This is a genomic window from Marivita lacus (assembly GCF_014637725.1).
GTDB classification, from domain to species: Bacteria; Pseudomonadota; Alphaproteobacteria; order Rhodobacterales; family Rhodobacteraceae; genus Marivita; species Marivita lacus.
Genome location: NZ_BMFC01000001.1, coordinates 736,042 through 758,516, shown reverse-complemented (window position 1 = coordinate 758,516; position 22,475 = coordinate 736,042). Strand labels below are relative to the sequence as shown.

The window sequence follows — 22,475 nt, the reverse complement described above, 5'->3', positions numbered from 1 at the left end:
GAAACAAAAGGGGCTACATGCTGACAAAATTGAACATCATCAACCTCGGCCTGATCGCCGTCCTGTGCGCCGGCCTGATCATGCACGCCGCCGGGGCGAACACGGATCTGGGGCCCGTTGCGATCGCACTTCCCTTCACGGGGTCCTAACCGGTTGCACTGACAGCGCCGGGATGCGACCTTTCTCGCGCGCAATCAGTCGGAAATGGAATGGATCCCGAAGTCGCCTTGCCTGACTCACTGACCGAGGTCACACTCGATCTTTTCAGTTGGGCGGAGACGTTCCTGTCCAGCCTGCTGCGCCCGTGGAATGCCTACCAAGTTCTGATCGTGATCGGCGTTTTTGGTTTTGCGCAGCTGTTCAGCATGGTCATCAAGCCCCGGATGCATGACTGGATGCGCGGTCTGGAAGGTTGGCCCAAATGGCGGATGCGCGCGCTTGTGGTGTTCCATCGACGCCTGCGGATGGTGCTGTTTGTCGTGCTGATCTGGCTGGTTGTAATGGTCATGCGCGAGATCACATGGCCGTCGCGGTCTTATCTTCTTGCCATCGTCGCCAATCTCGCGACCGCCTGGCTGCTTATCGCCTTCGCGACGCGGCTGATCAAGAACACACTGCTGCGCGGACTCGTGCGCTACGGTGCATGGATCTGGGTCACCCTGTCGATCACCGGGCTTGCCGAAGACACGCAGAGAGTCCTCGACAGTCTGGCCTTCACCGTCGGAGAAACCCGCCTGTCCCTCTGGCTGGTGATACAAGCCATCGTCATCCTCGCATTACTTCTGACCGGTGCCCGTCTGATCAGCAGCACGACGGCCGCCACGATCCGGCGCAACGAAGACATCTCGCCGTCGATGCAGGTGCTTGCCATCAAGTTCATGCAAGTGCTGCTTTTCGGCGCTGCTTTCTTTCTTGGGTTGCGCCTAGTCGGCGTAGACCTGACCGGGCTTGCGGTCCTGTCCGGTGCAATCGGCGTGGGGTTGGGTTTCGGCCTGCAAAAAGTCGTGTCGAACCTCGTGTCGGGCATCATCATCCTGCTCGACAAGTCGATCAAACCTGGCGACGTGATCTCGCTCGGGGACACGTTCGGATGGATCAACAGCCTTGGCGCGCGCTATGTCAGCGTCGTGACACGGGATGGCAAGGAATACCTGATCCCGAACGAAGACCTGATCACCGGGCAGGTGGTGAACTGGTCCCACTCCAACGAATTCGTCCGGTTGGACATCTATTTCGGCACGGCCTATTCCGACGATCCGCATAAAGTGCGCAAGATCGCGATCGACGCCGCGACATCCGTGGAGCGCGTTCTGAGCTTCAAGGCTCCGGTCTGTCACATCGTCGGCTTCGGCGACAGTTCGGTCGACTACATCCTGCGTTTCTGGATTCGCGATCCGTCGGGCGGGCTGACCAATATCCGGGGCAATGTGTATCTGGCCCTGTGGGATGCCTTTAACGAACACGGCATCTCGATCCCGTTCCCACAGCGCGAGGTCAAGGTCCTCGAAGGCTCCCAGCTTGCGACAACGCGGCAGCACGACTGACGGAACGTTGCGGCTGACATGGTTCATCCGCTGTCACATACTGCGGGCAACAAAATGAGGGAGTTTCACATGGCAGACGATATCGTACTTCTTGACGGTGCGCGCACCGCAATCGGCACTTTTGGCGGGTCACTTGCTGCAACACCGCCGATAGACCTGGGTACAGCGGTTGCCAAGGCCGCGATGGAGCGCTCCGGCGTCGAACCCGGCCAGATCGGCCATGTCGTCTTTGGTCACGTGATCAACACCGAACCCCGCGACATGTACCTGTCCCGTGTCGCTGCCATGCAGGCGGGGATTCCCGACACCACTCCTGCAATGAACGTGAACCGGCTCTGTGGCTCTGGTGCGCAGGCCATCGTGTCGGCGGTCCAGTCGCTGATGCTCGGTGATGCGGACTTCGCCCTGGCTGGCGGTGCCGAAAGCATGAGTCGTTCGCCGTTTATCGTCCCCGATCAGCGCTGGGGCGCCAAGATGGGAGATATCCGCACGCTCGACATGATGCTGGGCGCTCTGAACTGCCCCTTTGGCACCGGGCATATGGGTGTCACCGCCGAAAACGTCGCTGCAGAGCATGACATCAGCCGCGATGCGCAGGACGCGTTTGCAATGGAAAGCCAGCAGCGCGCGGCCAAAGCCATCGAGGAAGGACGGTTTGCGAGCCAGATCGTGCCCGTCGACGTCAAGGTCAAGCGCGAGATGGTGCCATTCGACACTGATGAGCACCCCAAGGCCACCACGATCGAGGCTTTGGGGGGTCTCAAGACCGTATTCCAAAAGGACGGCACCGTCACCGCAGGCAATGCATCGGGCATCAACGATGGGGCTGCCGCCATTGTCCTGTCCACCGCCTCTGCCGCTGACCGCGCTGGTCTCAAGCCAAAGGCGCGCATCCTGGGCTATGCCCATGCGGGCGTCCGTCCCGAGGTCATGGGCATCGGCCCGGTTCCGGCAGTCGAGAAGCTGCTGGCCCGCACCGGCCTGTCGATCGCGGATTTCGACGTGATCGAAAGCAACGAGGCCTTCGCGGCGCAGGCGCTCGCGGTGAACAAGGGGCTTGGCCTTGATCCGGCAAAGGTGAACCCGAACGGCGGAGCGATTGCGCTGGGTCATCCGGTTGGCGCAACGGGCGCGATCATCACCATCAAGGCGCTTTACGAACTCGAACGCATTGGCGGGTCCAAGGCGCTCATCACGATGTGCATCGGCGGCGGTCAGGGCATCGCTCTTGCCATCGAATGCCTCTGACGGGCATCTCGAGGAAAGGACCCGGCCGACCATCAAGGCCGGGTTAATGCATTCTTCACCATGATCCCGGAAAGTCCTGATGGACAATGACGGAGGTCTGGATGAGCCTTGCCAACAAGCTGGCAGAGGAGCGGCGCGCGCGGTTGGGCGCAGAGCGTCTTCTCGAACTCAAACAGGCCGAACTTTTCGCCGCCAATCGCAAACTGGGCAACCACGCCCAGCAACTGAGCAACGAGATCGTCGAGACCCGCGCAGAAGTCGCCATGGTGCGTGGTGAAAACCAGCGGGTGAAAACCGAACTTGGCGTTGCCAACGAAAAGATCCAGATCGCCGAACGCCGCCTGTGGCATTCCATCGAGACCATTCAGGACGGGTTCGCGTTCTTTGATTCCGACAACCGCATGATCGTCGCCAACCGCGCCTATCTCGCGGTGTTCGAGGATCTCGAAGAGGTACAACCCGGCATCACCTATCCGCGCATCCTTCAGCTTTTGACCGAGGAAGGCATCGTCAATATCGGCAATGAACGCCCACCAGACTGGCGCGCGCGGATGCAGAACCGCTGGCAGCAGGACGATCCGGAACCGATGGAGATCCAGCTCTGGAATGGCGAACATATCCGGATTTTCGACCGTCGCAGTCCCTCGGGTGACGTGGTGAGCCTTGCTCTGAACATCACCGCAAGCGTCCACTACGAAGAACAGCTGCACGAAGCGCGCGAACGTGCCGAAGCGGCGAACCGCGCCAAATCGGCCTTTCTGGCCAATATGAGCCACGAGATCCGAACTCCGATGAACGGTGTCGTGGGCATGGCCGACCTGTTGACGGAAACCAATCTCGACAGCGAACAACGCCTGTTTGTAGAAACGATCAAACATTCGGGTGAGGCGTTGCTGGTCATTATCAACGATGTGCTGGATTACTCCAAGATCGACGCGGACAAGCTCATCCTGCACCCCGAACCCTTCGATCTTGAGCAGACCTTGCACGAAGTTCTGCTGCTTTTGCAGCCCAGTGCGCGGGCCAAGGGTCTGAACCTCCGGATCGACTACGACATCCTGCAACCGACCCGTTTCGTCGCCGACCCCGGCCGCATCCGACAGATCGTGACGAACCTGATGGGAAATGCCGTCAAGTTCACGCTCGAAGGTCAGGTCCTGCTCCGCGTGGTCGGAGAAGCAGCAGAGAACAACCGGACGAAACTCAGCATCACGATCGAAGACACCGGAATCGGGATTGCGCCTGACAAGGTCGATCACGTGTTCGGCGAATTCAATCAGGTCGAAGATGACCGCAACCGCCAGTTCGAAGGCACCGGCCTTGGTCTGTCCATCACGAGGCGTCTTGTCGACCTGATGGGGGGCACGATCTGGGTCACGTCGGAAAAGGGCGTGGGAAGCTGTTTCGGCTTTTCGGTCACCCTGCCTGTCGATCGGCAGAGCGGGGACGCACCGCTGACGCTCGATCCACAGATCCAGCGCATTCTGGTGATCGAAGACGCGGACAAGACCGAAATGACGCCGCTCATCAACCAGATCAGCGCCTTGGGCGGCGCGTCCGAGCTTTGCACCGATCCGTCGCGATTGACCAAGGACATGCTGACCTCTGCCAGCCTGACGATACTCGGGCTGGAACCGGACAGTCGGTTGTTCGAACCGACCATTGTCGCTTTGCAGTCGCTTGGATCGGACACGCCTGTCCTATCCCTGTCGCATGACCCCAAGCGTGTGGCCGAAGCCGGGCTGCCACAGGTGGAAACGATCCAGCGCCCCTATGCCCGCGCGGCACTCTTCGATGCGATCATGTCCGTCGCGGCTCGGAAACCCCGAAACGATCCCCCCACACACAAGACCCCGTCGAACCTGCCCAAGATCCTTCTGGCCGAGGACAACCGAACCAACCAGCTTGTCTTTCGCAAGATGGTCAGCAAACTTCAGATCGACCTTCGCACGGCAAATGACGGGTTCGAAGCGGTCACTGCTTTCGAGGAATATCGCCCCGACGTGATCTTCATGGACATCTCGATGCCCGGTATGGATGGCAAGGAAGCAACCGCCCGCATCCGCGCAATGGAGGGCAACGGGCCGAATGTGCCCATCATCGCCGTCACCGCCCATGCCCTTGATGGCGACCGCGACATGATCCTTCATGCCGGGCTGACGGACTATCTGACCAAACCGCTGCGCAAGGATGCGTTGATCGAAACCCTCGGGCGCTATTGCCCGGCCCTTCAGCTCGCCTCGTAGGGGCGCACGAAAACCGGTTTGTCCGGTTCCGACAGGTCTTCGCGATAGCCATAACCCCCGAGGTCGAAATCAAGGATACCTTCTGCATCGGTCAACCGCCGTTGGATGACAAACCGGGCCATCGACCCGCGCGCCTTCTTGGCAAAGAAGCTGACGATCTTCGGGCCCTTGCCGTCACCCTTGTCCTCCATGAACGCGGGTGTGACGATCCGCAGGCCCAGCGGTTTGGGTGGCACTGCCCCGAAATATTCCTGACTCGCGCAATTGATGAGCGTGTCGGTGTGCAACTCCTCGGCCTGCGCCTTGAGTTCCTTGGAAATCTGGTCGCGCCAGTAGTCATAAAGATTACCGCCGCGCCTTGTTTTCAGCCGGCTACCCATCTCAAGGCGATAGGCTTGAATCCCGTCCAACGGACGCAGCACGCCATACAGACCGGACAGGATCCGCAGGTGATCCTGCGCCCAGCGCAGCTCGTCCGCGTCCAGCGTACTGGCTTCGAGCCCCTGATAGGTGTCCCCCGCAAAGGCCAGCGCGGCCGGACGCAGGTTGTCGTGCGTTGGCGCATCCTCGAAATCGCGGAACCTGTCGCGGTTCAGCTTGGCCAGATCGTCGCTCAGGTCCATCAGCGCCTTGAGATTGCCCAGCGTCAGATTGCGCGCCGATTTGGCAAGCCGGTTCGCGTCGTCCTGAAAGACCGGTTCGGTCATGGTCACGTCACGCTCGGACCAGTCAAGCCGTTTGGCCGGGGAAATCACGACGAGCATGGCAGCACCTTTTTTGAATTCGCAGTCTCGGTTGATTTAGTCCGCAGCCCGCAAAACGTCCAGAAAGGTCTCGGCAAAGCGGTCGGCATGTCGGTCGCCGATGATGCGGGCAATCCCGCTTTCGTCACGCGGCCTGCTTTGCGCCAGCTTGGCGAGTTGCCCTGCATTGCACGACATCGGCTTGAGCGTGCCACAGGCACCACGCACCAGATGCGACTGCGCGCTCAGCAGCGCGTCATAGACCCCACCCGCAGTACTGGTGGCCAGCTTGCGCCGCGCGGGATGCGTATCCGGCACCTCTCCGGCGATCACTTGCAGAAATGCGCGCCCGTAGCGTTCCAGCTTCTTCGCCCCCACACCGTTGATGCGCGCCATATCATCCAGCGTGGCGGGTCGCGTCTCGGCCATCTCGATCAGGGTCTTGTCGGGAAAGATCACGTAGGCGGGAACCGTTTGTTCCTCGGCCAGCGCGCGGCGTTTCGCCTTCAGCGCCGACAGGAGCGGCGCGTCTTCGTCGCTGACCAGCGTGTGCACCTGCGGGCGGCGTTCACTCGCCGCTTCGATGCTGTCGCGGCGCAGGCTGATCGACGCTTCACCACGCAGGATCGGGCGGGCGGCGTCGGTCATCACCAATGCGCCATGCCGTTCGGCATCGGGGCGCATCAGGTCATGCCCCATCATCTGACGGAACACCGCCTGCCATTCGCCCCGCTTAAGCTCTGTTCCCACACCAAATGTGGGCAGACTGTCATGGCTGCGCTGAATCACTTTTTCTGTCTTGGTGCCCAGCAAAATGTCGATCAGGTGCCCCGCGCCAAAGCTTTCTCCGGTGCGCAGCGCGGCCGAGAGCGCCTTGCGCACCGCTTCGGTGCCATCGAACACCTCGGCCGGTTTGTCGCACAGATCGCAATTCCCGCACGTGATTTCGCTTTCTTCAAAATACCCTAGCAGCGTCTTGCGACGACATTCCAGCGCCTCGGCCAACCCCAAGAGCGCGTTCAGGCGACCGTGATCCGCGTGGCGGCGTTCCGGCGGAGCCGTGCCCTCATCGATTTGGGACCGGCGCAAGCGGATGTCGTCGGCTCCATAGAGCGTCAGGGTTTCCGCGGGGGCACCGTCGCGTCCGGCACGACCGATTTCCTGGTAATACGCCTCGATGGATTTCGGCAGATCGGCATGGGCCACCCAGCGAATGTCAGGCTTGTCGACCCCCATGCCAAAAGCAACGGTGGCAACGACGATCAGCCCGTCTTCGGTGGCGAACCGCGCTTCGACGCTCCGGCGCGCGTCCGGGTCCATGCCGCCATGATAGAAACAGGCGCTGTGACCTTCGGCATTCAGCGCCTGCGACAGTGTTTCGGTCTTGGCCCGCGTGCCGCAATAGACGATGCCGGACTGATCCTTGCGCGCGGCTGCGAATTTCAGGATCTGGTCCCGCGGCTTGTTCTTGGGCGCGAACATCAGGTGGATGTTGGGGCGGTCGAACCCGCGCAGGAACGTTGTCGGGGGATGACCATCGAACAGGCGCATGACGATTTCGTCCTGCGTTTCCCCATCCGCCGTGGCGGTGAACGCGGCCAGCGGCACGTCGAGCGCCCGGCGCAATTCGCCGATGCGCAGATAATCGGGGCGGAAATCATGGCCCCACTGGCTGACACAATGGGCTTCGTCCACGGCGATCAGCGACACGCCCGCCTGTTGCAGCATCCGCTGCGTCCCGCTCGAGGCAAGGCGTTCGGGCGCGAGATACAGCAGCTTGAGCGCGCCGGAATGCAGCATGTCCCAGACGGCGTCGTTTTCCGCGTCGGTATTGGCCGAGGTCAGCGCGCCGGCATTGACGCCCGCTTCCCGCAATCCACGCACCTGATCGCGCATCAGGGCAATCAGCGGGGAAATGACAACCGTCACGCCATGGCGCACCAGAGCAGGCAATTGGAAACACAAGGACTTGCCGCCACCGGTCGGCATGATGGCCAACACGTTTTCGCCCTGTGCCACAGCCTCGACGATCTCGGACTGGCCGGGACGGAAGCTGTCGAAACCAAAGACGTCGCGCAGAATCAAATCTGCGTCGGACATATCGCGCGGCATGGGTGACCTGTCAGGTTCTTACTACATCTGCTCTTGTTCTGACAGTCTCATACTAAGGATGCGTGAACAAGCCTTAGAGACATCAGAAGCTGTAGAAGAACCCGGCATTGTTCTGCAGCAAAATCCGTAACACATAGACCCCGATCAACGCCACCAGAGGTGCAAGGTCGATGCCGGACATCGGCGGCAGGATACGGCGCAGGCGCGAATACATCGGCTCGAGCAGCCGGTTCAACCCGTCCCAGATCTGCGCGACAAAGGGCTGACGCAGGTTCAAGACCTGGAAATTGATCAACCAACTCATGATCACGTGGGCGATGATGAAGAACCACACGATATCGAGAAGCAGCATCAGGATCTGGTAGAGCGATTGCATCGAATGGATTTCCCTTGTCAGTGACTTGCCCAGAGGTAGGCGCAACGGCCCGGAAGAACAAGACAGGGCGGTTGCCGCGAGGTCGCGGTTGATGTGATCCGGCAGCAGGTCGACTAAGCCTGCAACAGGAGGACCCGATGTACCCGTTCATCCGCATGGCGCTTGGCATCTGGAAAGCGCGCAAATCCCCGAAGCTCGGACCATTCGCCACCTATGTGTCGCAACATCGGTGCTGGCCCTGGGACATCGACATGTGGATGGAGCTCAACAACGGCCGGACATTGACGCTTTATGATCTCGGGCGCATTCCGATGGCACAAGCCAATGGCCTGATCGACGTGATCAGACGCGAACGCTGGGGGCTGACGATGGCAGGGGTTGTCGTACGGTACAGGCGCCGCGTCCGTACGTTCGAAAAGTTCGAGATGCGCAGCCGGTTGCTGTGCTGGGACGACCGATTTCTCTACATCGAACAGTCGATGTGGAAAGGGCACGACGAGTGTGCAAACCACGCCGTCTACCGCTCGGCTGTGACAGACAGAAACGGGATCGTTCCGACCAGCCGCGTTATCGCCGCGATGGGTATGGAGGATACAGCCTCGCCCGAAATGCCCGATTGGGTGGCAGACTGGCTGCGCGCCGAGGACGCCCGGCCATGGCCGCCGATGCAAGACGCCGTTTCGCCCTGACGACGCTTGCCGCGCTGGGGTTTCGCACCCATAACCTCCGCAGGGGGATTTGGCATGGCGAACGCTTCATTGCGCAAACGGATTTGGGGCTGGTTCTTTTTCGACTGGGCCAGCCAGCCGTACAACACTCTTCTCATCACCTTTATATTTGCCCCCTACATCACCGAACTGTTGGGCGATGGCACCGCCGCGCAGTCCGCGTGGGGGTTCGGGATCGGCGCTGCCGGCATCGTGATTGCGCTGCTGGCCCCGGTGCTTGGCGCGCTGGCCGACACAGGTGGGAACCGCCTGCGCTGGATCTGGCTGTTTTCGGTCATGTATGTTGTCGGAGCCGCCGGGCTGTGGTCCGCCGCACCCGGCGACTACAACCTTGTCCTGATCCTGTCCTTCTTTGCCATCGGCATGATCGGGATGGAGTTCGCGACGACCTTCACCAACTCCATGTTGCCGGACCTTGGCCCACCCGAACAGATCGGGCGGATCTCTGGCAACGGCTGGGCGTTCGGCTATCTTGGCGGTCTGGTGGCACTGGTGATCATGTTGCTGTTCTTTGCCGAAAACTCCGCAACAGGACGCACACTGATCGGAATGGAACCGGTTCTGGGCCTCGATCCAGAGGCGCGCGAGGGCACACGGTTCGTGGGACCGCTGACGGCGATCTGGTTCATCGTGTTCATGATCCCGTTTTTCCTGTTCGTGCGCGATCCGAAGTCCGCAACAGCCCCAAAAGGCGCAGTCAAAAAGGCGCTGACCGACCTCAAGTCCACCTTGTGGCACCTGCCGCAGGACCGGTCGCTCTTTGCGTATCTCGGATCGGCGATGTTCTACCGGGACGCGTTGAACGGGATGTATGCATTCGGAGGCATCTATGCCGCCGGTGTCTTGGGCTGGAGCGTTCAGAACGTCGGCATCTTCGGCATCATCGCCATCATCACCGGGGCCATCGCTGCATGGCTGGGCGGCATGGCGGATTCCCGGTTCGGGCCCAAACCGGTGATCGTGTCCTGCATTCTTGCGCTGACAGCCATGGCCGTCGCCATCGTTCTGATTTCCCGGGACGCAATGTTCGGAGTTCCACTGCCAGAGGGATCGACCCTGCCCGATATCGCGTTCTACATCATCGGTGCGGTGATCGGTGCGGCCGGGGGCGTGATCCAGTCGGCCAGCCGCACGATGATGGTCAGGCAGGCCAATCCCGCACGCATGACCGAAGCGTTCGGATTATACGCACTATCTGGAAAAGCGACCAGTTTCCTGGCACCTTTGCTCATCGGGGTCACCACTTACGCCACCGGCTCGCAACAATTGGGCGTGAGTCCCGTGATAGGTCTTTTCCTGATCGGCCTTGTGTTGTTAGTCTGGGTCAACCCGAACGGGAGACGAGCAGCGTCATGAAACGATTTTCAATCATTCTCGGACTGGCCTTTCTGCTGACAGCCTGTGGCAACGACAGTGGTTCACCCAGCGCAGACGCGACATCGGTAAGCAGTCCGCGTGTCAGCAGCGTTCTCAGCACCCGGCAGGCCAAACAGCTGTTCGGCGGCATGGAAAACGGGTCAAGCCAGACACCCGCAGCTTATGGCAGCTATGCCAAGGGCTGTGCTGCTGGGCAGGTGCAATTGTCCGAAACCGGACCGACCTGGCAGGCGATGCGCCTGTCGCGGAACCGCAACTGGGGTCTTCCGATTACGGTCGATTTTCTTCAGGATCTGTCGCGCATCGCCGCGCAGGAACCGGGCTGGAACGGCATCTATGTCGGCGACATCAGCCAACCGCGCGGCGGACCGATGCTGACAGGGCACGCAAGCCACCAGATCGGACTGGATGCCGATATCTGGATGCTTCCGGCGGCCAATCTGAACCTGAGCCGCACGGATCGCGAAAACATTTCGTCCATCTCGATGCGCCGGTCCAATGGTGCCTTCATCAATGACCAATGGACCAAGTCACATCACAACATCATCAAGGCAGCCGCCAGCGATCCTAGGGTCTCGCGCATCTTCGTGTTCCCCGGAGCCAAGGTTGCCATGTGCAATGCCGAAACCGGAGACCGAAGCTACCTGAACAAAATCCGCCCCTGGTACGGGCACCACTACCATTTCCACGTGCGACTGGCCTGCCCCCGCGGCATGACAGGTTGCGTCGATCAAGATGCGCCGCCGCGCGGCGATGGGTGTGACGACGCGCAGCAATGGGTCAACAACATCCTCAATCCACCGCCGCCCGATCCGAACGCACCCAGACCGGTTCCGAAGCGCGAATTGACGCTTGCGGATTTGCCCGGACAATGTGCTGCCGTGCTGGCCTCAAACTGACATGTCTTGAGCACTGATCGCGGTTTGGGAAACAACAGCCACGCGGCCCGGTTCCTGTCGTCCTATCACTGGACAAAAGAGCGTGACGGCTTTGGCGGGTATTCCGGGATCACACTTGCCCCGGATGGCGCTGGATTTGTCATGCTCAGCGATCGCGGACACCTGATCGAGGGGACGATCTTTCGGCATGGGGACCGGATCATCGGCGTCCGCAGCGCCGAGATGACCCCGTTGGATTTTCCCGACAGCCTGTTCGCACATCCCTCGATCCGTGACACCGAAGGCTTGGCCCGTGATGCGGAGGGTCGTCTTTATGTGTCGTTGGAAAGCGACAACCGCGTCCTGCGCCGTGACCTCGACGGCACATGGTCCGCTTTGCCGACGCATCCCGATATCCAGTCACTGCCCAACAATCGCGGACTCGAAGCCTTGGCGATTGCTCCGGATGGCACGGTCTACGCGCTGCCTGAATATTCCCAAGACCTTCAATCGCCGTTTCCTGTGTTTCGCTTCCGAAGCGACAAAGGCTGGGATCAACCCATGTCGATTTCCCGCGATGACGGGCTGCTTCCGGTGGGCGCGGATATCGGTCCAGATGGCAGGCTCTATGTCCTTGAACGCGGCTTTACAGGGTTCGGGTTTTCCTCTCGGGTACGGCGATTCGACATATCACCGGGCGACGGGGTTCCGGGCGAAACCCTTTTGACGACAGAACCGCGCCAACACGACAACCTCGAAGGGCTGGCGGTATGGGCCGCGTCTGACGGGTCATTGCGGCTGACCATGGTGTCGGACGACAATTTCCTGTTCCTGCAGAAAACCGAGATCGTCGAATACGCAGTCTGCAAATAGCTTGTCTGTCCCGGAGCGGCGCTATATGCGTCCCGCCATTCCCGAATTTCGGGAATCAAGTCCCCGCAACCTTGGCAAAACGGGAGTCACAATGACCCGCACACATATTCCTGGCATCATTGCCATGGCCCTCATCGTGTTGGCCTCCAACATCCTTGTCCAGTTCCTGTTCGGAAACTGGCTGACATGGGGAGCCTTCACCTATCCTCTTGCCTTTCTCGTCACCGATGTGATGAACCGCCTCTACGGCCCCAGCGCCGCGCGCCGGGTGGTCTTTGCCGGATTCATCGTCGGCGTGATCTGTTCGCTGATCGGCACACAGATCCAGGGCGAATTCGGCCCGCTCGTCACCTTGCGGATCGCACTCGGCTCGGGCATCGCGTTTCTGACGGCGCAACTTCTGGACGTGTCGATCTTTGACAAGATGCGCGATGGCGCATGGTGGCGCGCGCCGCTTGCATCCACGCTGATCGGCGCGTCGGTCGATACTGCGCTGTTTTTCAGCATCGCGTTCTCGGCAAGTCTGAGCTTTATCGAACCGGCAAACGACGTTTCATGGGCGGGCGAAATGCTCCCGATGCTGGGCGTTGGCCCGGTGGCCCCGCTTTGGGTGTCTCTGGCGGTTGCCGACTGGATGGTCAAGATCGCGTTGGCCTTGCTGGCACTGATACCATTTCGACTCATCGTTTTGCGTTTTCGTGAAAAAGCGGCCTTTTCGTAAGAAAAGGGTTGCACCCCGCGCAAAGCCTGTCACGCTGAAGATGCGTTTTATCAACAGCTGAAAGGAGGTGATCCAGTGTCGAGAGAGGTATTGGAGAGAGGTGTCGGAACAGTTCGAGAGGCAAGCATCTAGGGCAGCCCCTGGGTGATGAACCCATCGAATTGGTGTGGAACCTAACCGAACCCCACCTCCGTAAGTCTCGAAGGGTCGCCCATGTGGCGGCCCTTTTTGTGTGATCCCCCGCGCATTATGGTACTGGCCATGCTTCAGATTTCAGACCGCATCACCATCGAAGACTGGGAACTGACGGAACAGTTCATCCGTGCGTCCGGCCCCGGCGGGCAGAACGTGAACAAGGTCTCATCAGCGGTGGAACTGCGCTTTGAGGCGGATCGCTCTCCCAACTTGCCGGGTCCGGTGAAAACCCGCCTGCGCCGGATCGCTGGGCGAAGATGGACCAAGGAGGGTGCGATTGTCCTTCAGGTCGACGAGACACGGTCTCAGGCGCGCAACCGTGATATTGCACGAGATCGATTGAAAGAGATGATCGTTGCTGCGCTGACCCCACCCAAACGGCGGGTCGCCACGAAACCGACACTGGGATCAAAGAAGCGACGGCTCAAGGAAAAGAAGGTGCGGGGTGAGGTGAAATCACTCCGTGGCAAGATTGACCCGGATACATGATCCGGGCCGCATGTTTGCCCAGGGCGCCCGATCAGAACCGGTCAAGCAACCGTTCGAGGTACTCAAGCTCTTCCTCTGGGCGTTCGCCCTCACCGGAGCGGCGCCGAATCTCATCCAGAAGCTCGCGGGCCCGACGATACACATCCTCACCCTGCAGCAAGTTCTCGTTCGACCCGATCTGACCATTGGACCCAGTGTTCCGACCCAGCGGATCGCGCTGCTGGCCCGGATCGGCGCCTTCCGCCATTCCCTGCTGACCTTGGCCCTGCTGTTGCTGTTGGGCCATAGCCTCGCCAAGATTGCGCATCCCCTCGCGCAGCGCTTCCATTGCCTCGGACTGGTTGTCGATGGCACCGGCAAGGTCATTCTCGCGCAGCGACTCTTCGGCACCTTCCATGGCTCCTTCGGCCCGATCCAGCGCCTCACGCGCCGCATCGCCCGACTCGGTCCCTGCTCCGGGCAGGTTTTGCGATTGACGGTTCAGTTCATCGCGCAGCGCGCGCTGCCGCTCGGCAAGACTGTCCTCAAGGCTTTGGCCTTCGCCATTCTGCCCTTGCCCCGGTTGCTGCCCCTGACCTTGGCCTTGACCCTGCTGTTGACCCTGACCCTGCTGGCCGGGTTCTTGCCCGGGCTGCTGACCCTGTTGCCCTTGCTCGCCCTGCTGGCCTTGTTGACCCTGCTGGCCCGGATTGAACTGTTCCTGCAAATCGCGGAACGCCTGATCTGACAACCCCTGCTGCTCGCGCAGGGTTTCCGCAAGACCTTCCATCGCCTGATCACCCGGAGACTGGCCCTGCTGGCCCTGACCCTGGGTGACCTGCATGTTCTCCATCATCTGGCGCAGTTGTTCGAGAGCTTCCTGAGCTTCGGCCATGCGGCCCTGCTCCATCAACTCCTGGATGCGGTCCATCATTTCCTGCAGGTCGTTCTGGCTCATCTCCATCATGTTCTGGTTCTGAGTCATTTCCTGATCAGGGTTGTCCTGCTGGTCTTGCTGCGCCTGACGGGACAATTGGCGCAGGTAATCGTCCGTTGCATCGCGCAATTCCTGCATCAGTTCGGCGATTTCCTGATCAGATGCCCCATTGCGCATCGCCTCGGACAGACGGTCCTGCGCGCGTTGCAGGCGCTCCAGCGCATCCTCAAGATCACCTTCTTCGAGCCGTATCGCCAAATCCCACATGGCCTGCGCAATCTCGGCTTGCTGATCGTCGCTCATTGTCACGCGGGACAAGGCCTCGACACGGCGCATGATGGTGCGCAGGCGCAGGAAATCAGTACTGGAGCGGAACACATCGTCCGGCCGATGCGAAATCGCGCGCATCAACATCGCCACATCGTCGGCATTCTCGCGGTTCCACAACAACGACCGGCGCAGGTCGATGATCGCGCTGGCCATCGGATCGAAGAACCGACGCCCCGGCAGGGCGATCACTTCGGGTGCCGCCTCACCGATCTGGTCCGCTTCGTCGGTCACGGTCAGGCTGATGGAGACCGGCAGATTGGCCCATGGATGTTCGGAAAAATTGTCGATCAACGTTTCGGTGAATTCGGACCGATCACCCGCAATCGGCATAGGAAGTGGCAGCTCGATGACCGCTCGCGGTTCAGGCTCGATCCGCAAGCCGTAGCGCCGATCAACGTCGTCCAGCGCAAGTTCGATCCGCGCGGTGCCAGCCGCAACGCCGTAATCATCTCGCGCTGTAAACGGGATCTGCGCTTCGCCCTCGTAACTGACCTCGATCTCGCCATCGCGGGCCACCTCGGGTGCACGGTCGGGAGTAGCAACAACTTCCCAAACCCGGCCGCCCGGCCCTTCGATCTCGAGTTGCCCAGACCGGGTGACCGTGAATTCTTGCGCTGTGCTTGTCGATACCGCGACAAGTTCTTCCGGTGTGGCGGTTGGTGATGCCCGGTTCGAGACGGTCTCTGTCACGCTTAGAACACCGACCTCGCCATAAAAGCGCAGAGTGACCCGGCTGCCTTGGGGCGTTTCCAGACGCGCATCCCGAATGTCGTTCAGGTAAATCGACGGCCGACCCGTGTAATGCGGCGGCTCCAGCCAGCCTTCCCACGTGGGACCGGACGCAAGGTCTGATCCGGTCGGGCCCATGGCCGAAACGGTTTGCACCTTTAGAAGCGAGCCGAATATGGCCGCGACCAGGAAGGCCAGCACCGCGACATAGCGCAGTGCGAACGGGTCGGCCCGTGAGACACGCAGATCAGGCTCCGCAGCCTTGGCGTCTTTCAAACGTGCAACCATTCGGGCCTGGTGTGCGTTCCAGACGGCGAGCGAGGCCGGATCACCCGCACCGATCGCCTGACTGTCCATCGCGGCAAGGATCGGGTTCCCGGGCAGCGTTGCGTCCAGCCGCGCCAAGGCCGAAGCCTCTGTCGGCACGTAAAATCGGCGCACACCGCGCGCCAGCGCCCAAACCGTCGACACGGCGGCCAAAGCCAGAAAACTCCAGACCGCTTCGGCCGGCAGATGATCCTGCAACCCCAGCATGAGGAAGGCCAGACCGGCGAACAGAACCGACCAGAATGGCCAGAATGCGCGCACGATGACCTCTGATCCCATCCCCAAACGGGTCAGGAACAGGGGCCTGCGCAAGGCCGTATTGATCTCGGTGGGCAGTTCATCCCGTGCGGTCATTCCGATCTCCCGGTTTGATGACCGCAGGTGAATGCCTCACAGCCATGGGGGGATGGTATCTCGGTTTATGATTTCGTCAAAGTCGGGACGCGCCCGGATGACAGCGAATTGATCACCCTTTGCCAAAACTTCGGGCACAAGGGGCCTTGTATTGTACTCACTGGCCATCACGGCACCATAGGCACCCGCAGATCTGAAGGCCACGAGATCCCCTGCCCGCAGCGGCGGCATCATGCGATTCTTGGCAAAGGTATCGCCGGATTCGCATACAGGACCAACAACATCGTAGGGCTGATGTTCAACACCGGGTGCCGGTTCGAGAATCGGCACAATATCATGATGGGCGTCATACATGGCCGGACGAATAAGGTCGTTCATCGCCCCGTCAAGGATCAGGAACTGCCGTCCTTCCCCCTGCTTGACGTAGATCACCCGGCTGACCAGAATCCCCGCATTCCCGGCAATCAGGCGGCCCGGTTCGATCTCGATCTCGCAGCCCAGATGGCCCACAGTCCGCTTGATCAGCGCGCCGTAATCCGACGGCAGGGGCGGTGCCTGGTTGGTACGGGTGTACGGGATACCAAGCCCCCCGCCCAGATCAAGCCGCCGAATGTTATGTCCATCCGCGCGCAACTGCTCGGTCAGTTCCGCAACTTTCTGATATGCCAGTTCATAAGGGTCCAGTTCGGTCAGCTGAGAGCCGATATGCACGTCGATCCCGATCACGTCGATCCCGGGCAGACTGGCCGCTTCGGCATAAACCGCACGCGCCTTCGAGATCGGGATCCCGAACTTGTTCTCGGATTTGCCGGTGGCGATCTTGGCGTGGGTCTTGGCATCAACATCGGGATTCACCCGGATCGTGATCGGCGCGATCTTGCCCAGACTGGCTGCAACTTCGGAAATAACCGCCAACTCGGGTTCGCTTTCGACGTTGAACTGGCGAATCCCACCTTCCAGCGCTGCCTTTATCTCCGGGCGCGTCTTGCCCACGCCGGAAAACACGATCCGATCACCGGGCACGCCCGCCGCCTTGGCCCGGGCGTATTCGCCGCCGGACACGACATCCATGCCTGCGCCCAGATCTGCCAGCGTCTTGAGAATCGCCTGGTTGGATGCCGCTTTCATCGCGTAGCACACCATGTGCTCCATGCCGTTCAACGCCTCATCGAAGAGCTGGTAATGGCGCGTCAAAGTTGCCGTCGAATAGAGGTAGAACGGCGTGCCGACCGCCGCCGCGATATCCGCAACAGGCACGTCTTCTGCATAAAGCTCGCCGTCACGATACAGGAAATGGTCCACACACGCCTCCAGAACAGACCGCGCTGCAGTAGCGCAGCATGGAGTATTGCGCCAGCCCTTGCGTTTTCACTCCGAGTATAAGCCGCGTCCGCTTGGCCGACGCCCCGAAAACCCGGCTCAGGTGATCGGCTTCGAGCGCAGGAACAGGTAAAGCGGCAATCCGCAGCTGACCCCGATGCAATAGGTGGCCGGGATCGCGATCAACGCCACCCAGTTCCGACGCACTGCGACCTCTGCGATGATCCAGATGGTCAGCGATATGGCGGCGATCGTCAGATCCCAGGTCAGGCCGGTTGTTGAATCGTTGACGTACCACGCATCAATCAGCGCCCCGAGACTCCAGTCATTGGCAGAAAGGTACGACATGAAGTAATACATCGGGTGAATGGTGCCCCATATGGCGAGGGCAAGATAGATCCAGCGCATGGGCGACATCAGAAGCGTGCTCCCAGTGTAACGGGCCCTGATCGCAAGGAAACACCTGTCGAGCTGTGCAGACCGTCCGACCCGACAGACAGTGTCGTGTTGAGCGACGGCGTAATGGGTGGGCCATCTGCGCCACAGGCCGCTAGCAGGGCCAAACCGGCAATCAGGGTGACGGTTTTCATTCAAGCACCTCTTTCCAGCGCGCGACCTGTTCCCGAACCCGAACCGGGGCGGTGCCGCCATAGCTGGTGCGGCTGGCCACCGAGTTATGGACGCCCAGCACGTCGAACACATCGGCGGTGATCGCTTCGTGCACCGACTGCATGTCCTCAAGGCTCAGATCAGGCAAATCGCATCCCTTCTGTTCCGCCATCGCCACCAGTGACCCGGTGACATGGTGCGCGTCCCGGAAAGGTAGGTCGAGCGTCCGCACAAGCCAGTCCGCCAGATCGGTCGCCGTTGAGAACCCGGCAGAGGCCGCCGCCTCGAGGTTGGTGCGATTGGCGGTCATGTCCTTGACCATGCCCTCCATCGCGGCGAGCGCGAGCATCCAGTTGTCGGCGGCATCAAAGACCTGTTCCTTGTCTTCCTGCATGTCCTTGGAATAGGCCAACGGCAGACCCTTCATCACCATCATCAGCGCGACATTCGCCCCGAAAATCCGCCCGACCTTGGCGCGGATCAGCTCGGCCGCGTCAGGGTTCTTTTTTTGCGGCATGATCGACGACCCGGTCGAAAAGCGGTCGGACAGCGTGACGAACCGGAACTGCACCGACGACCAGATCACCAACTCTTCCGCAAAGCGGCTGAGGTGCATCGCGCTGATGCTGGCGACACTCAGGAACTCCAGCGCGAAATCACGGTCGCTGACCGCATCCAGGCTGTTGGCCATCGGCCGGTCAAAGCCCAGCGCCAGAGCCGTCATGTCCCGGTCGATGGGAAAAGACGTGCCGGCCAAGGCTGCTGCGCCCAAGGGCGATTCGTTCATCCGCTTCCGCGCGTCCTGCACGCGGTTCAGGTCGCGGGCGAACATCTCGACATAGGCCAACATATGATGGCCCCATGTCACCGGCTGCGCGGTCTGCAAATGGGTAAATCCCGGCATCACCCAATCCGCGCCCATCTCGGCCTGTGCCACAAGCGCGCTGATAAGGGCCGTGAGGCCCGAAGAAGCGGCATCCAGTTGATCCCGCACCCAAAGCCGGAAATCCGTCGCCACCTGATCGTTGCGCGACCGGCCTGTGTGCAAACGGCCTGCGGGTGCGCCGATCACTTCTTTCAACCGCGCCTCCACGTTCATGTGGATGTCTTCCAAAGCGGTCGAGAACTGAAATACGCCTGTTTCAATCTCTGACAATACGGTGAGCAAGCCTTCCCGCATCGCCTCGGCATCGCTAGATGTTATGATGCCTTGCGCGGCAAGCATTGCGGCGTGAGCTCTCGAGCCGGCGATGTCCTGTGCTGCCATACGTTTGTCGAACCCGATCGAGGCGTTGATTGCCTCCATGATCGCATCGGGTCCAGCGGCAAAGCGGCCGCCCCACATCTGGTTCGAGGATTTGTCGGACATGGTCTTACCCCTTCGGAGGGAAAATGAAGAAAATTCTTGCCGCCATCCTCTATACGGGCCTCGTGTCGCTTGCAAATCCCGCGCTGGCCGATCTGGCCAAAGCCGAGGCCATGCGTGAAGGCGACATGAAGAAACTGACGTTCCACAGTGACGCGCAACCCGCCGGAACTGCGGAATTCACTACGTTTGACGAGGCACCCATGTCCTTGGAACAGTACAAGGGCAAGTGGGTGCTTCTGAACTTCTGGGCCACCTGGTGCGCGCCCTGTCGCAAGGAAATGCCGATGCTGTCAGAATTGCAGACCGAATTCGGCGGCGCGGATTTCGACGTGGTGACAATCGCCACCGGTCGCAATCCTCCTCCCGCGATGAAAGCGTTCTTTGACGAGATCGGCGTGGACAACCTGCCGCTCTACCGCGATCCGCAATCCGGACTGGCGCGGGAAATGGGGGTTCTGGGCTTGCCGATCACCGTGATCCTGAACCCCGAAGGCCAAGAGGTTGCCCGGATGCGCGGCGATGCCGACTGGGCTTCGGACAATGCAAAGGACATCCTGCGCACCATTCTCGGCAAAGACACGGCTGGCTGAAACCCCTCGAACAGTCAGCAGGAGCTTCGGACATCTCCCGGGCACACGGCGCTTCACCTCGTCGAATGGTTGTAGCTGCCATCCGCGCCCCCGCGCGTGCCTTGGAGTATGTTCAGGTCCGAAGCTCCTGAGCTGTTTCGGTGCAGTCACCATGCGCCACATATCCGCGCAACGCGCAGTCCGTGAGCAAAATGAGAGAGTGGACAGTGTCAGAGACCTGACGCATGGACACACCTTGGTTCGAGCCCCCGCCCGACAGGTCTGTTCTTGGCAGAAATGTGGCGGATGGCAAAGCGTTTCGCCTTATTCGGCTGCTTGCGCCCTGAAACCGCGAACAATTGGTCGAAGCACACAGCCTTTGTCCGAAAGCCGCGCTTTAATCCCGCCACATTTCCGACTCAATAACTTCGTTGCTCGGCAATCCCGAAAGAATCACATCGAGGCTTCTGCCCTCAGGAAAACCCGATCCGCCCAACGCTGTCATAGGCGACAAAACCCGCATCTCGCGCGACGGTCGCATTGTAGATGTTGCGAAGGTCGGCCATCGCAGGGCGCGTCATGCTCTCGGCGATCTTGCCCAGGTCGAGGGCACGGAACTCGTTCCACTCGGTCAGCAGCACGATGAGGTCAGCGCCCGTGGCGGCGTCATACGGATCGTCCTGCCATTGTACGCCCGGCAGCAACACTTCCCCCTCGTGCTGGCCCTGCGGGTCACACACGCGCACCTTCGCGCCGCCCCCGACAAGAGCAGGAACGATGGTCAGTGACGGTGCATCGCGCATGTCGTCGGTGTTGGGTTTGAACGTCACGCCCAGCACCGCGATCGTCTTGCCGTTGAACGATCCGTCACAGAGGTCCTGAAGCTTTTCGATCATGCGCCGCTTCATGTCCTCGTTCACCGCGATCACGGCTTCGGTGATATACATCGGGCTGGCGTGTTCCTGGCCGATCCGGGCCAGCGCCTTGGTGTCCTTGGGAAAACACGATCCGCCATAGCCCGGCCCCGCATGCAGGAACTTGTTGCCGATGCGGTTGTCCATCCCCATGCCTTTGGACACCTGTTTGACATCCGCACCGACCTTTTCGCACAGTGCTGCGATCTCGTTGATGAAGGTGATCTTGGTCGCGAGGAACGCATTGGCCGCGTATTTGATCATCTCGGCGGATTCGAGGTCCGTTGTCACGATGGGAAAATCGCGCAGGTAGAGCGGGCGGTAAATCTCGCTCATCACTTTTGACGCGCGGTCGCTTTCCACCCCGACCACAACCCGGTCAGGTTTCATGAAATCGTCGATTGCCGCACCTTCGCGCAGGAACTCCGGGTTGGAGGCCACGTCGAACTCAAGCTCCGGATTGGCCGCGGCAACCACCTCGCGCACCTTGCGGTTCGTGCCGACCGGCACCGTCGATTTCGTGACAATGACGACGTAGTCCTTGGCCGCCCTTGCGATCTCCTCTGCGGCCGCCATCACATAGGTCAGGTCGGCATGCCCATCGCCGCGGCGCGTCGGTGTGCCAACGGCGATGAACACCGCTTCGGCCCCCTCGATGGCAGACGCCAGATCAAGCGTGAAGGCCAGACGACCCGCCTCCACGTTCTTGGCCATGAGCGCATCGAGACCGGGCTCGTAGATCGGCACCTCGCCCCGCTCCAGCATGTCGATCTTGCGCTGGTCCTTGTCGACGCACACCACGTTGTGACCGAAATCGGAAAAACACACGCCCGACACCAGACCAACATACCCGGTCCCGATCATCGCAATTTTCATGGCACTGCCCCTGTTGTTCTTGGGCCGTGTTTTGCGCGAGTGGTCCGGAGTGGTCAACTGTGCTGCGTCGCTGCCTCAAAAGAAAAGGGCGCGCTGTGGCAGCGCGCCCCAATCTCCAGCTGTTTTTCAGACTTGTTAAGAGCCCGATCCTGTGCCTTCGTGTACCGTATCGGCATCTGGGCTGACCGTCACGAGATAAGCGTAGACATCTTCCATACCACTGCGCAGGCGGTACGACATCTTCGACCGTGCACCGCTGTCGTCAAGGTATTCCGCAAGGAAGCCCTTGGGGTCCTGCACGTAGGCGACAAAGGTCTCTTCGTTCCAGACGAGACCAGCCTCACCGGCTGCCACCAGGCTGTCACCATAGCGGAAATCTTCGACTGTCCCGGCCTTGCGACCGATGATGTTCCAAAGGTTCGGACCTGTGCGGCCGCCCTTTACGATTTCCGTGCCATCCTCCGCCACGATCATGTGGCAGGACTTGCACTTGTTGAATTCTTTTTCGCCGGCAGACGCATCCTGTGCAAAAGCAGCACCGGATCCGGCCAGCAGCATGGCCGCAGTAGCGATCATCAACTTCATTGTTGAACTCCTCTCTCGTGTTCGGCGCAACCTAACGCGCTCTTGCC

At 60.6% G+C, this 22,475-nt stretch carries 20 protein-coding genes; 11 read left to right on the top strand and 9 right to left on the bottom strand.

Features of this window, described 5'->3' with window-relative positions; genetic code table 11:
- Positions 1-17: 17 nt before the first annotated feature.
- The 4 genes from IEV82_RS23875 (at position 18) to IEV82_RS03665 (ending at position 5,038) form a co-directional block, all read left to right on the top strand.
- Positions 18-149, top strand: a complete 132-nt coding sequence (locus IEV82_RS23875) for a hypothetical protein (protein WP_268236085.1) — start codon at positions 18-20, stop codon at positions 147-149.
- Between the two features lie 60 nt (positions 150-209).
- The gene (locus IEV82_RS03675) at positions 210-1,544 is read left to right on the top strand and encodes a mechanosensitive ion channel family protein (protein ID WP_188480584.1); all 1,335 of its coding nucleotides are present in this window, start codon (positions 210-212) and stop codon (positions 1,542-1,544) included.
- Positions 1,545-1,613: 69 nt separating this feature from the next.
- Complete coding sequence (locus tag IEV82_RS03670) at positions 1,614-2,792, top strand: acetyl-CoA C-acyltransferase family protein (protein WP_188480583.1); 1,179 nt, start codon at positions 1,614-1,616, stop codon at positions 2,790-2,792.
- 101 nt (positions 2,793-2,893) lie between these two features.
- Positions 2,894-5,038 carry an ATP-binding protein gene (locus IEV82_RS03665; protein ID WP_188480582.1) on the top strand — a complete coding sequence of 715 codons (2,145 nt, stop codon included), beginning with the start codon at positions 2,894-2,896 and terminating at the stop codon, positions 5,036-5,038.
- On the opposite strand, the gene yaaA is transcribed toward IEV82_RS03665, so the two are convergent.
- The 3 genes from yaaA to IEV82_RS03650 all read right to left on the bottom strand — a co-directional run bounded on the left by yaaA (position 5,023) and on the right by IEV82_RS03650 (position 8,269).
- Positions 5,023-5,802 (bottom strand): peroxide stress protein YaaA, encoded by a 780-nt coding sequence (gene yaaA, locus IEV82_RS03660; RefSeq protein ID WP_188480581.1) that lies wholly within the window; start codon positions 5,800-5,802, stop codon positions 5,023-5,025. The two genes, IEV82_RS03665 and yaaA, sit on opposite strands and share 16 nt — an antisense overlap.
- 36 nt (positions 5,803-5,838) lie before the next feature.
- Positions 5,839-7,893 carry a DNA helicase RecQ gene (gene recQ / locus IEV82_RS03655; protein ID WP_188480580.1) on the bottom strand — a complete coding sequence of 685 codons (2,055 nt, stop codon included), beginning with the start codon at positions 7,891-7,893 and terminating at the stop codon, positions 5,839-5,841.
- A gap of 82 nt (positions 7,894-7,975) precedes the next feature.
- Positions 7,976-8,269, bottom strand: coding sequence for a YggT family protein (locus tag IEV82_RS03650; protein ID WP_188480579.1), 294 nt, complete (start codon positions 8,267-8,269; stop codon positions 7,976-7,978).
- 137 nt (positions 8,270-8,406) lie between these two features.
- Between IEV82_RS03650 and IEV82_RS03645 the strand changes: the two genes are divergently transcribed.
- From IEV82_RS03645 to arfB, 6 genes are all read left to right on the top strand, one after another.
- Positions 8,407-8,958, top strand: a complete 552-nt coding sequence (locus tag IEV82_RS03645) for a thioesterase family protein (protein WP_188480578.1) — start codon at positions 8,407-8,409, stop codon at positions 8,956-8,958.
- A gap of 54 nt (positions 8,959-9,012) precedes the next feature.
- Positions 9,013-10,353: an MFS transporter gene (locus IEV82_RS03640; RefSeq protein WP_188480577.1), complete on the top strand. Its 1,341-nt coding sequence runs from the start codon at positions 9,013-9,015 to the stop codon at positions 10,351-10,353.
- A complete protein-coding gene (gene mepA, locus IEV82_RS03635; RefSeq protein ID WP_188480576.1) occupies positions 10,350-11,273 on the top strand; it encodes a penicillin-insensitive murein endopeptidase in 924 nt (307 codons plus the stop codon). The genes IEV82_RS03640 and mepA overlap by 4 nt, the downstream gene beginning before the upstream one ends.
- Positions 11,274-11,279: 6 nt before the next feature.
- Positions 11,280-12,125 carry an esterase-like activity of phytase family protein gene (locus tag IEV82_RS03630; protein WP_188480575.1) on the top strand — a complete coding sequence of 282 codons (846 nt, stop codon included), beginning with the start codon at positions 11,280-11,282 and terminating at the stop codon, positions 12,123-12,125.
- 91 nt (positions 12,126-12,216) lie between these two features.
- Positions 12,217-12,846 carry a queuosine precursor transporter gene (locus tag IEV82_RS03625; protein ID WP_188480574.1) on the top strand — a complete coding sequence of 210 codons (630 nt, stop codon included), beginning with the start codon at positions 12,217-12,219 and terminating at the stop codon, positions 12,844-12,846.
- A 261-nt stretch (positions 12,847-13,107) separates the two neighbouring features.
- The gene (gene arfB, locus IEV82_RS03620) at positions 13,108-13,530 is read left to right on the top strand and encodes an alternative ribosome rescue aminoacyl-tRNA hydrolase ArfB (RefSeq protein WP_188480573.1); all 423 of its coding nucleotides are present in this window, start codon (positions 13,108-13,110) and stop codon (positions 13,528-13,530) included.
- Positions 13,531-13,561: 31 nt separating this feature from the next.
- Here the strand turns inward: arfB and IEV82_RS03615 are convergent, their stop codons facing one another.
- The 4 genes from IEV82_RS03615 to argH form a co-directional block, all read right to left on the bottom strand.
- Complete coding sequence (locus tag IEV82_RS03615) at positions 13,562-16,186, bottom strand: TIGR02302 family protein (protein ID WP_188480572.1); 2,625 nt, start codon at positions 16,184-16,186, stop codon at positions 13,562-13,564.
- Positions 16,187-16,222: 36 nt separating this feature from the next.
- Positions 16,223-17,488, bottom strand: a complete 1,266-nt coding sequence (gene lysA, locus IEV82_RS03610; RefSeq protein ID WP_188480571.1) for a diaminopimelate decarboxylase — start codon at positions 17,486-17,488, stop codon at positions 16,223-16,225.
- Positions 17,489-17,605: 117 nt separating this feature from the next.
- On the bottom strand, positions 17,606-17,923 hold the full coding sequence (locus IEV82_RS03605; protein WP_188480570.1) for a DUF2834 domain-containing protein: 318 nt from the start codon (positions 17,921-17,923) through the stop codon (positions 17,606-17,608).
- A 169-nt stretch (positions 17,924-18,092) separates the two neighbouring features.
- Positions 18,093-19,484 carry an argininosuccinate lyase gene (argH, locus tag IEV82_RS03600; RefSeq protein WP_188480569.1) on the bottom strand — a complete coding sequence of 464 codons (1,392 nt, stop codon included), beginning with the start codon at positions 19,482-19,484 and terminating at the stop codon, positions 18,093-18,095.
- Between the two features lie 23 nt (positions 19,485-19,507).
- On the opposite strand from argH, the gene IEV82_RS03595 reads away from it, so the two are divergent.
- Positions 19,508-20,074 (top strand): TlpA family protein disulfide reductase, encoded by a 567-nt coding sequence (locus tag IEV82_RS03595; RefSeq protein ID WP_188480568.1) that lies wholly within the window; start codon positions 19,508-19,510, stop codon positions 20,072-20,074.
- 452 nt (positions 20,075-20,526) lie between these two features.
- Here IEV82_RS03595 and IEV82_RS03590 read toward each other — a convergent pair whose 3' ends face one another.
- The gene (locus IEV82_RS03590; RefSeq protein WP_188480567.1) at positions 20,527-21,843 is read right to left on the bottom strand and encodes a UDP-glucose dehydrogenase family protein; all 1,317 of its coding nucleotides are present in this window, start codon (positions 21,841-21,843) and stop codon (positions 20,527-20,529) included.
- A 135-nt stretch (positions 21,844-21,978) separates the two neighbouring features.
- Positions 21,979-22,428, bottom strand: a complete 450-nt coding sequence (locus tag IEV82_RS03585) for a c-type cytochrome (RefSeq protein ID WP_229747645.1) — start codon at positions 22,426-22,428, stop codon at positions 21,979-21,981.
- Between the last annotated feature and the right edge of the window lie 47 nt (positions 22,429-22,475).

Coding starts and splice junctions, on each gene's coding strand:
- IEV82_RS03615 (WP_188480572.1), bottom strand. CDS start 16,186: ATGACCGCACGGGATGAACTGCCCACCGAGATCAATACGGCCTTGCGC.
- IEV82_RS03665 (WP_188480582.1), top strand. CDS start 2,894: ATGAGCCTTGCCAACAAGCTGGCAGAGGAGCGGCGCGCGCGGTTGGGC.
- IEV82_RS03670 (WP_188480583.1), top strand. CDS start 1,614: ATGGCAGACGATATCGTACTTCTTGACGGTGCGCGCACCGCAATCGGC.
- IEV82_RS03640 (WP_188480577.1), top strand. CDS start 9,013: ATGGCGAACGCTTCATTGCGCAAACGGATTTGGGGCTGGTTCTTTTTC.
- recQ (WP_188480580.1), bottom strand. CDS start 7,893: ATGCCGCGCGATATGTCCGACGCAGATTTGATTCTGCGCGACGTCTTT.
- IEV82_RS03595 (WP_188480568.1), top strand. CDS start 19,508: ATGAAGAAAATTCTTGCCGCCATCCTCTATACGGGCCTCGTGTCGCTT.
- IEV82_RS03675 (WP_188480584.1), top strand. CDS start 210: ATGGATCCCGAAGTCGCCTTGCCTGACTCACTGACCGAGGTCACACTC.
- argH (WP_188480569.1), bottom strand. CDS start 19,484: ATGTCCGACAAATCCTCGAACCAGATGTGGGGCGGCCGCTTTGCCGCT.
- IEV82_RS03625 (WP_188480574.1), top strand. CDS start 12,217: ATGACCCGCACACATATTCCTGGCATCATTGCCATGGCCCTCATCGTG.
- IEV82_RS03590 (WP_188480567.1), bottom strand. CDS start 21,843: ATGAAAATTGCGATGATCGGGACCGGGTATGTTGGTCTGGTGTCGGGC.
- IEV82_RS23875 (WP_268236085.1), top strand. CDS start 18: ATGCTGACAAAATTGAACATCATCAACCTCGGCCTGATCGCCGTCCTG.
- mepA (WP_188480576.1), top strand. CDS start 10,350: ATGAAACGATTTTCAATCATTCTCGGACTGGCCTTTCTGCTGACAGCC.
- yaaA (WP_188480581.1), bottom strand. CDS start 5,802: ATGCTCGTCGTGATTTCCCCGGCCAAACGGCTTGACTGGTCCGAGCGT.
- IEV82_RS03585 (WP_229747645.1), bottom strand. CDS start 22,428: ATGAAGTTGATGATCGCTACTGCGGCCATGCTGCTGGCCGGATCCGGT.
- IEV82_RS03605 (WP_188480570.1), bottom strand. CDS start 17,923: ATGTCGCCCATGCGCTGGATCTATCTTGCCCTCGCCATATGGGGCACC.
- IEV82_RS03650 (WP_188480579.1), bottom strand. CDS start 8,269: ATGCAATCGCTCTACCAGATCCTGATGCTGCTTCTCGATATCGTGTGG.
- IEV82_RS03645 (WP_188480578.1), top strand. CDS start 8,407: ATGTACCCGTTCATCCGCATGGCGCTTGGCATCTGGAAAGCGCGCAAA.
- arfB (WP_188480573.1), top strand. CDS start 13,108: ATGCTTCAGATTTCAGACCGCATCACCATCGAAGACTGGGAACTGACG.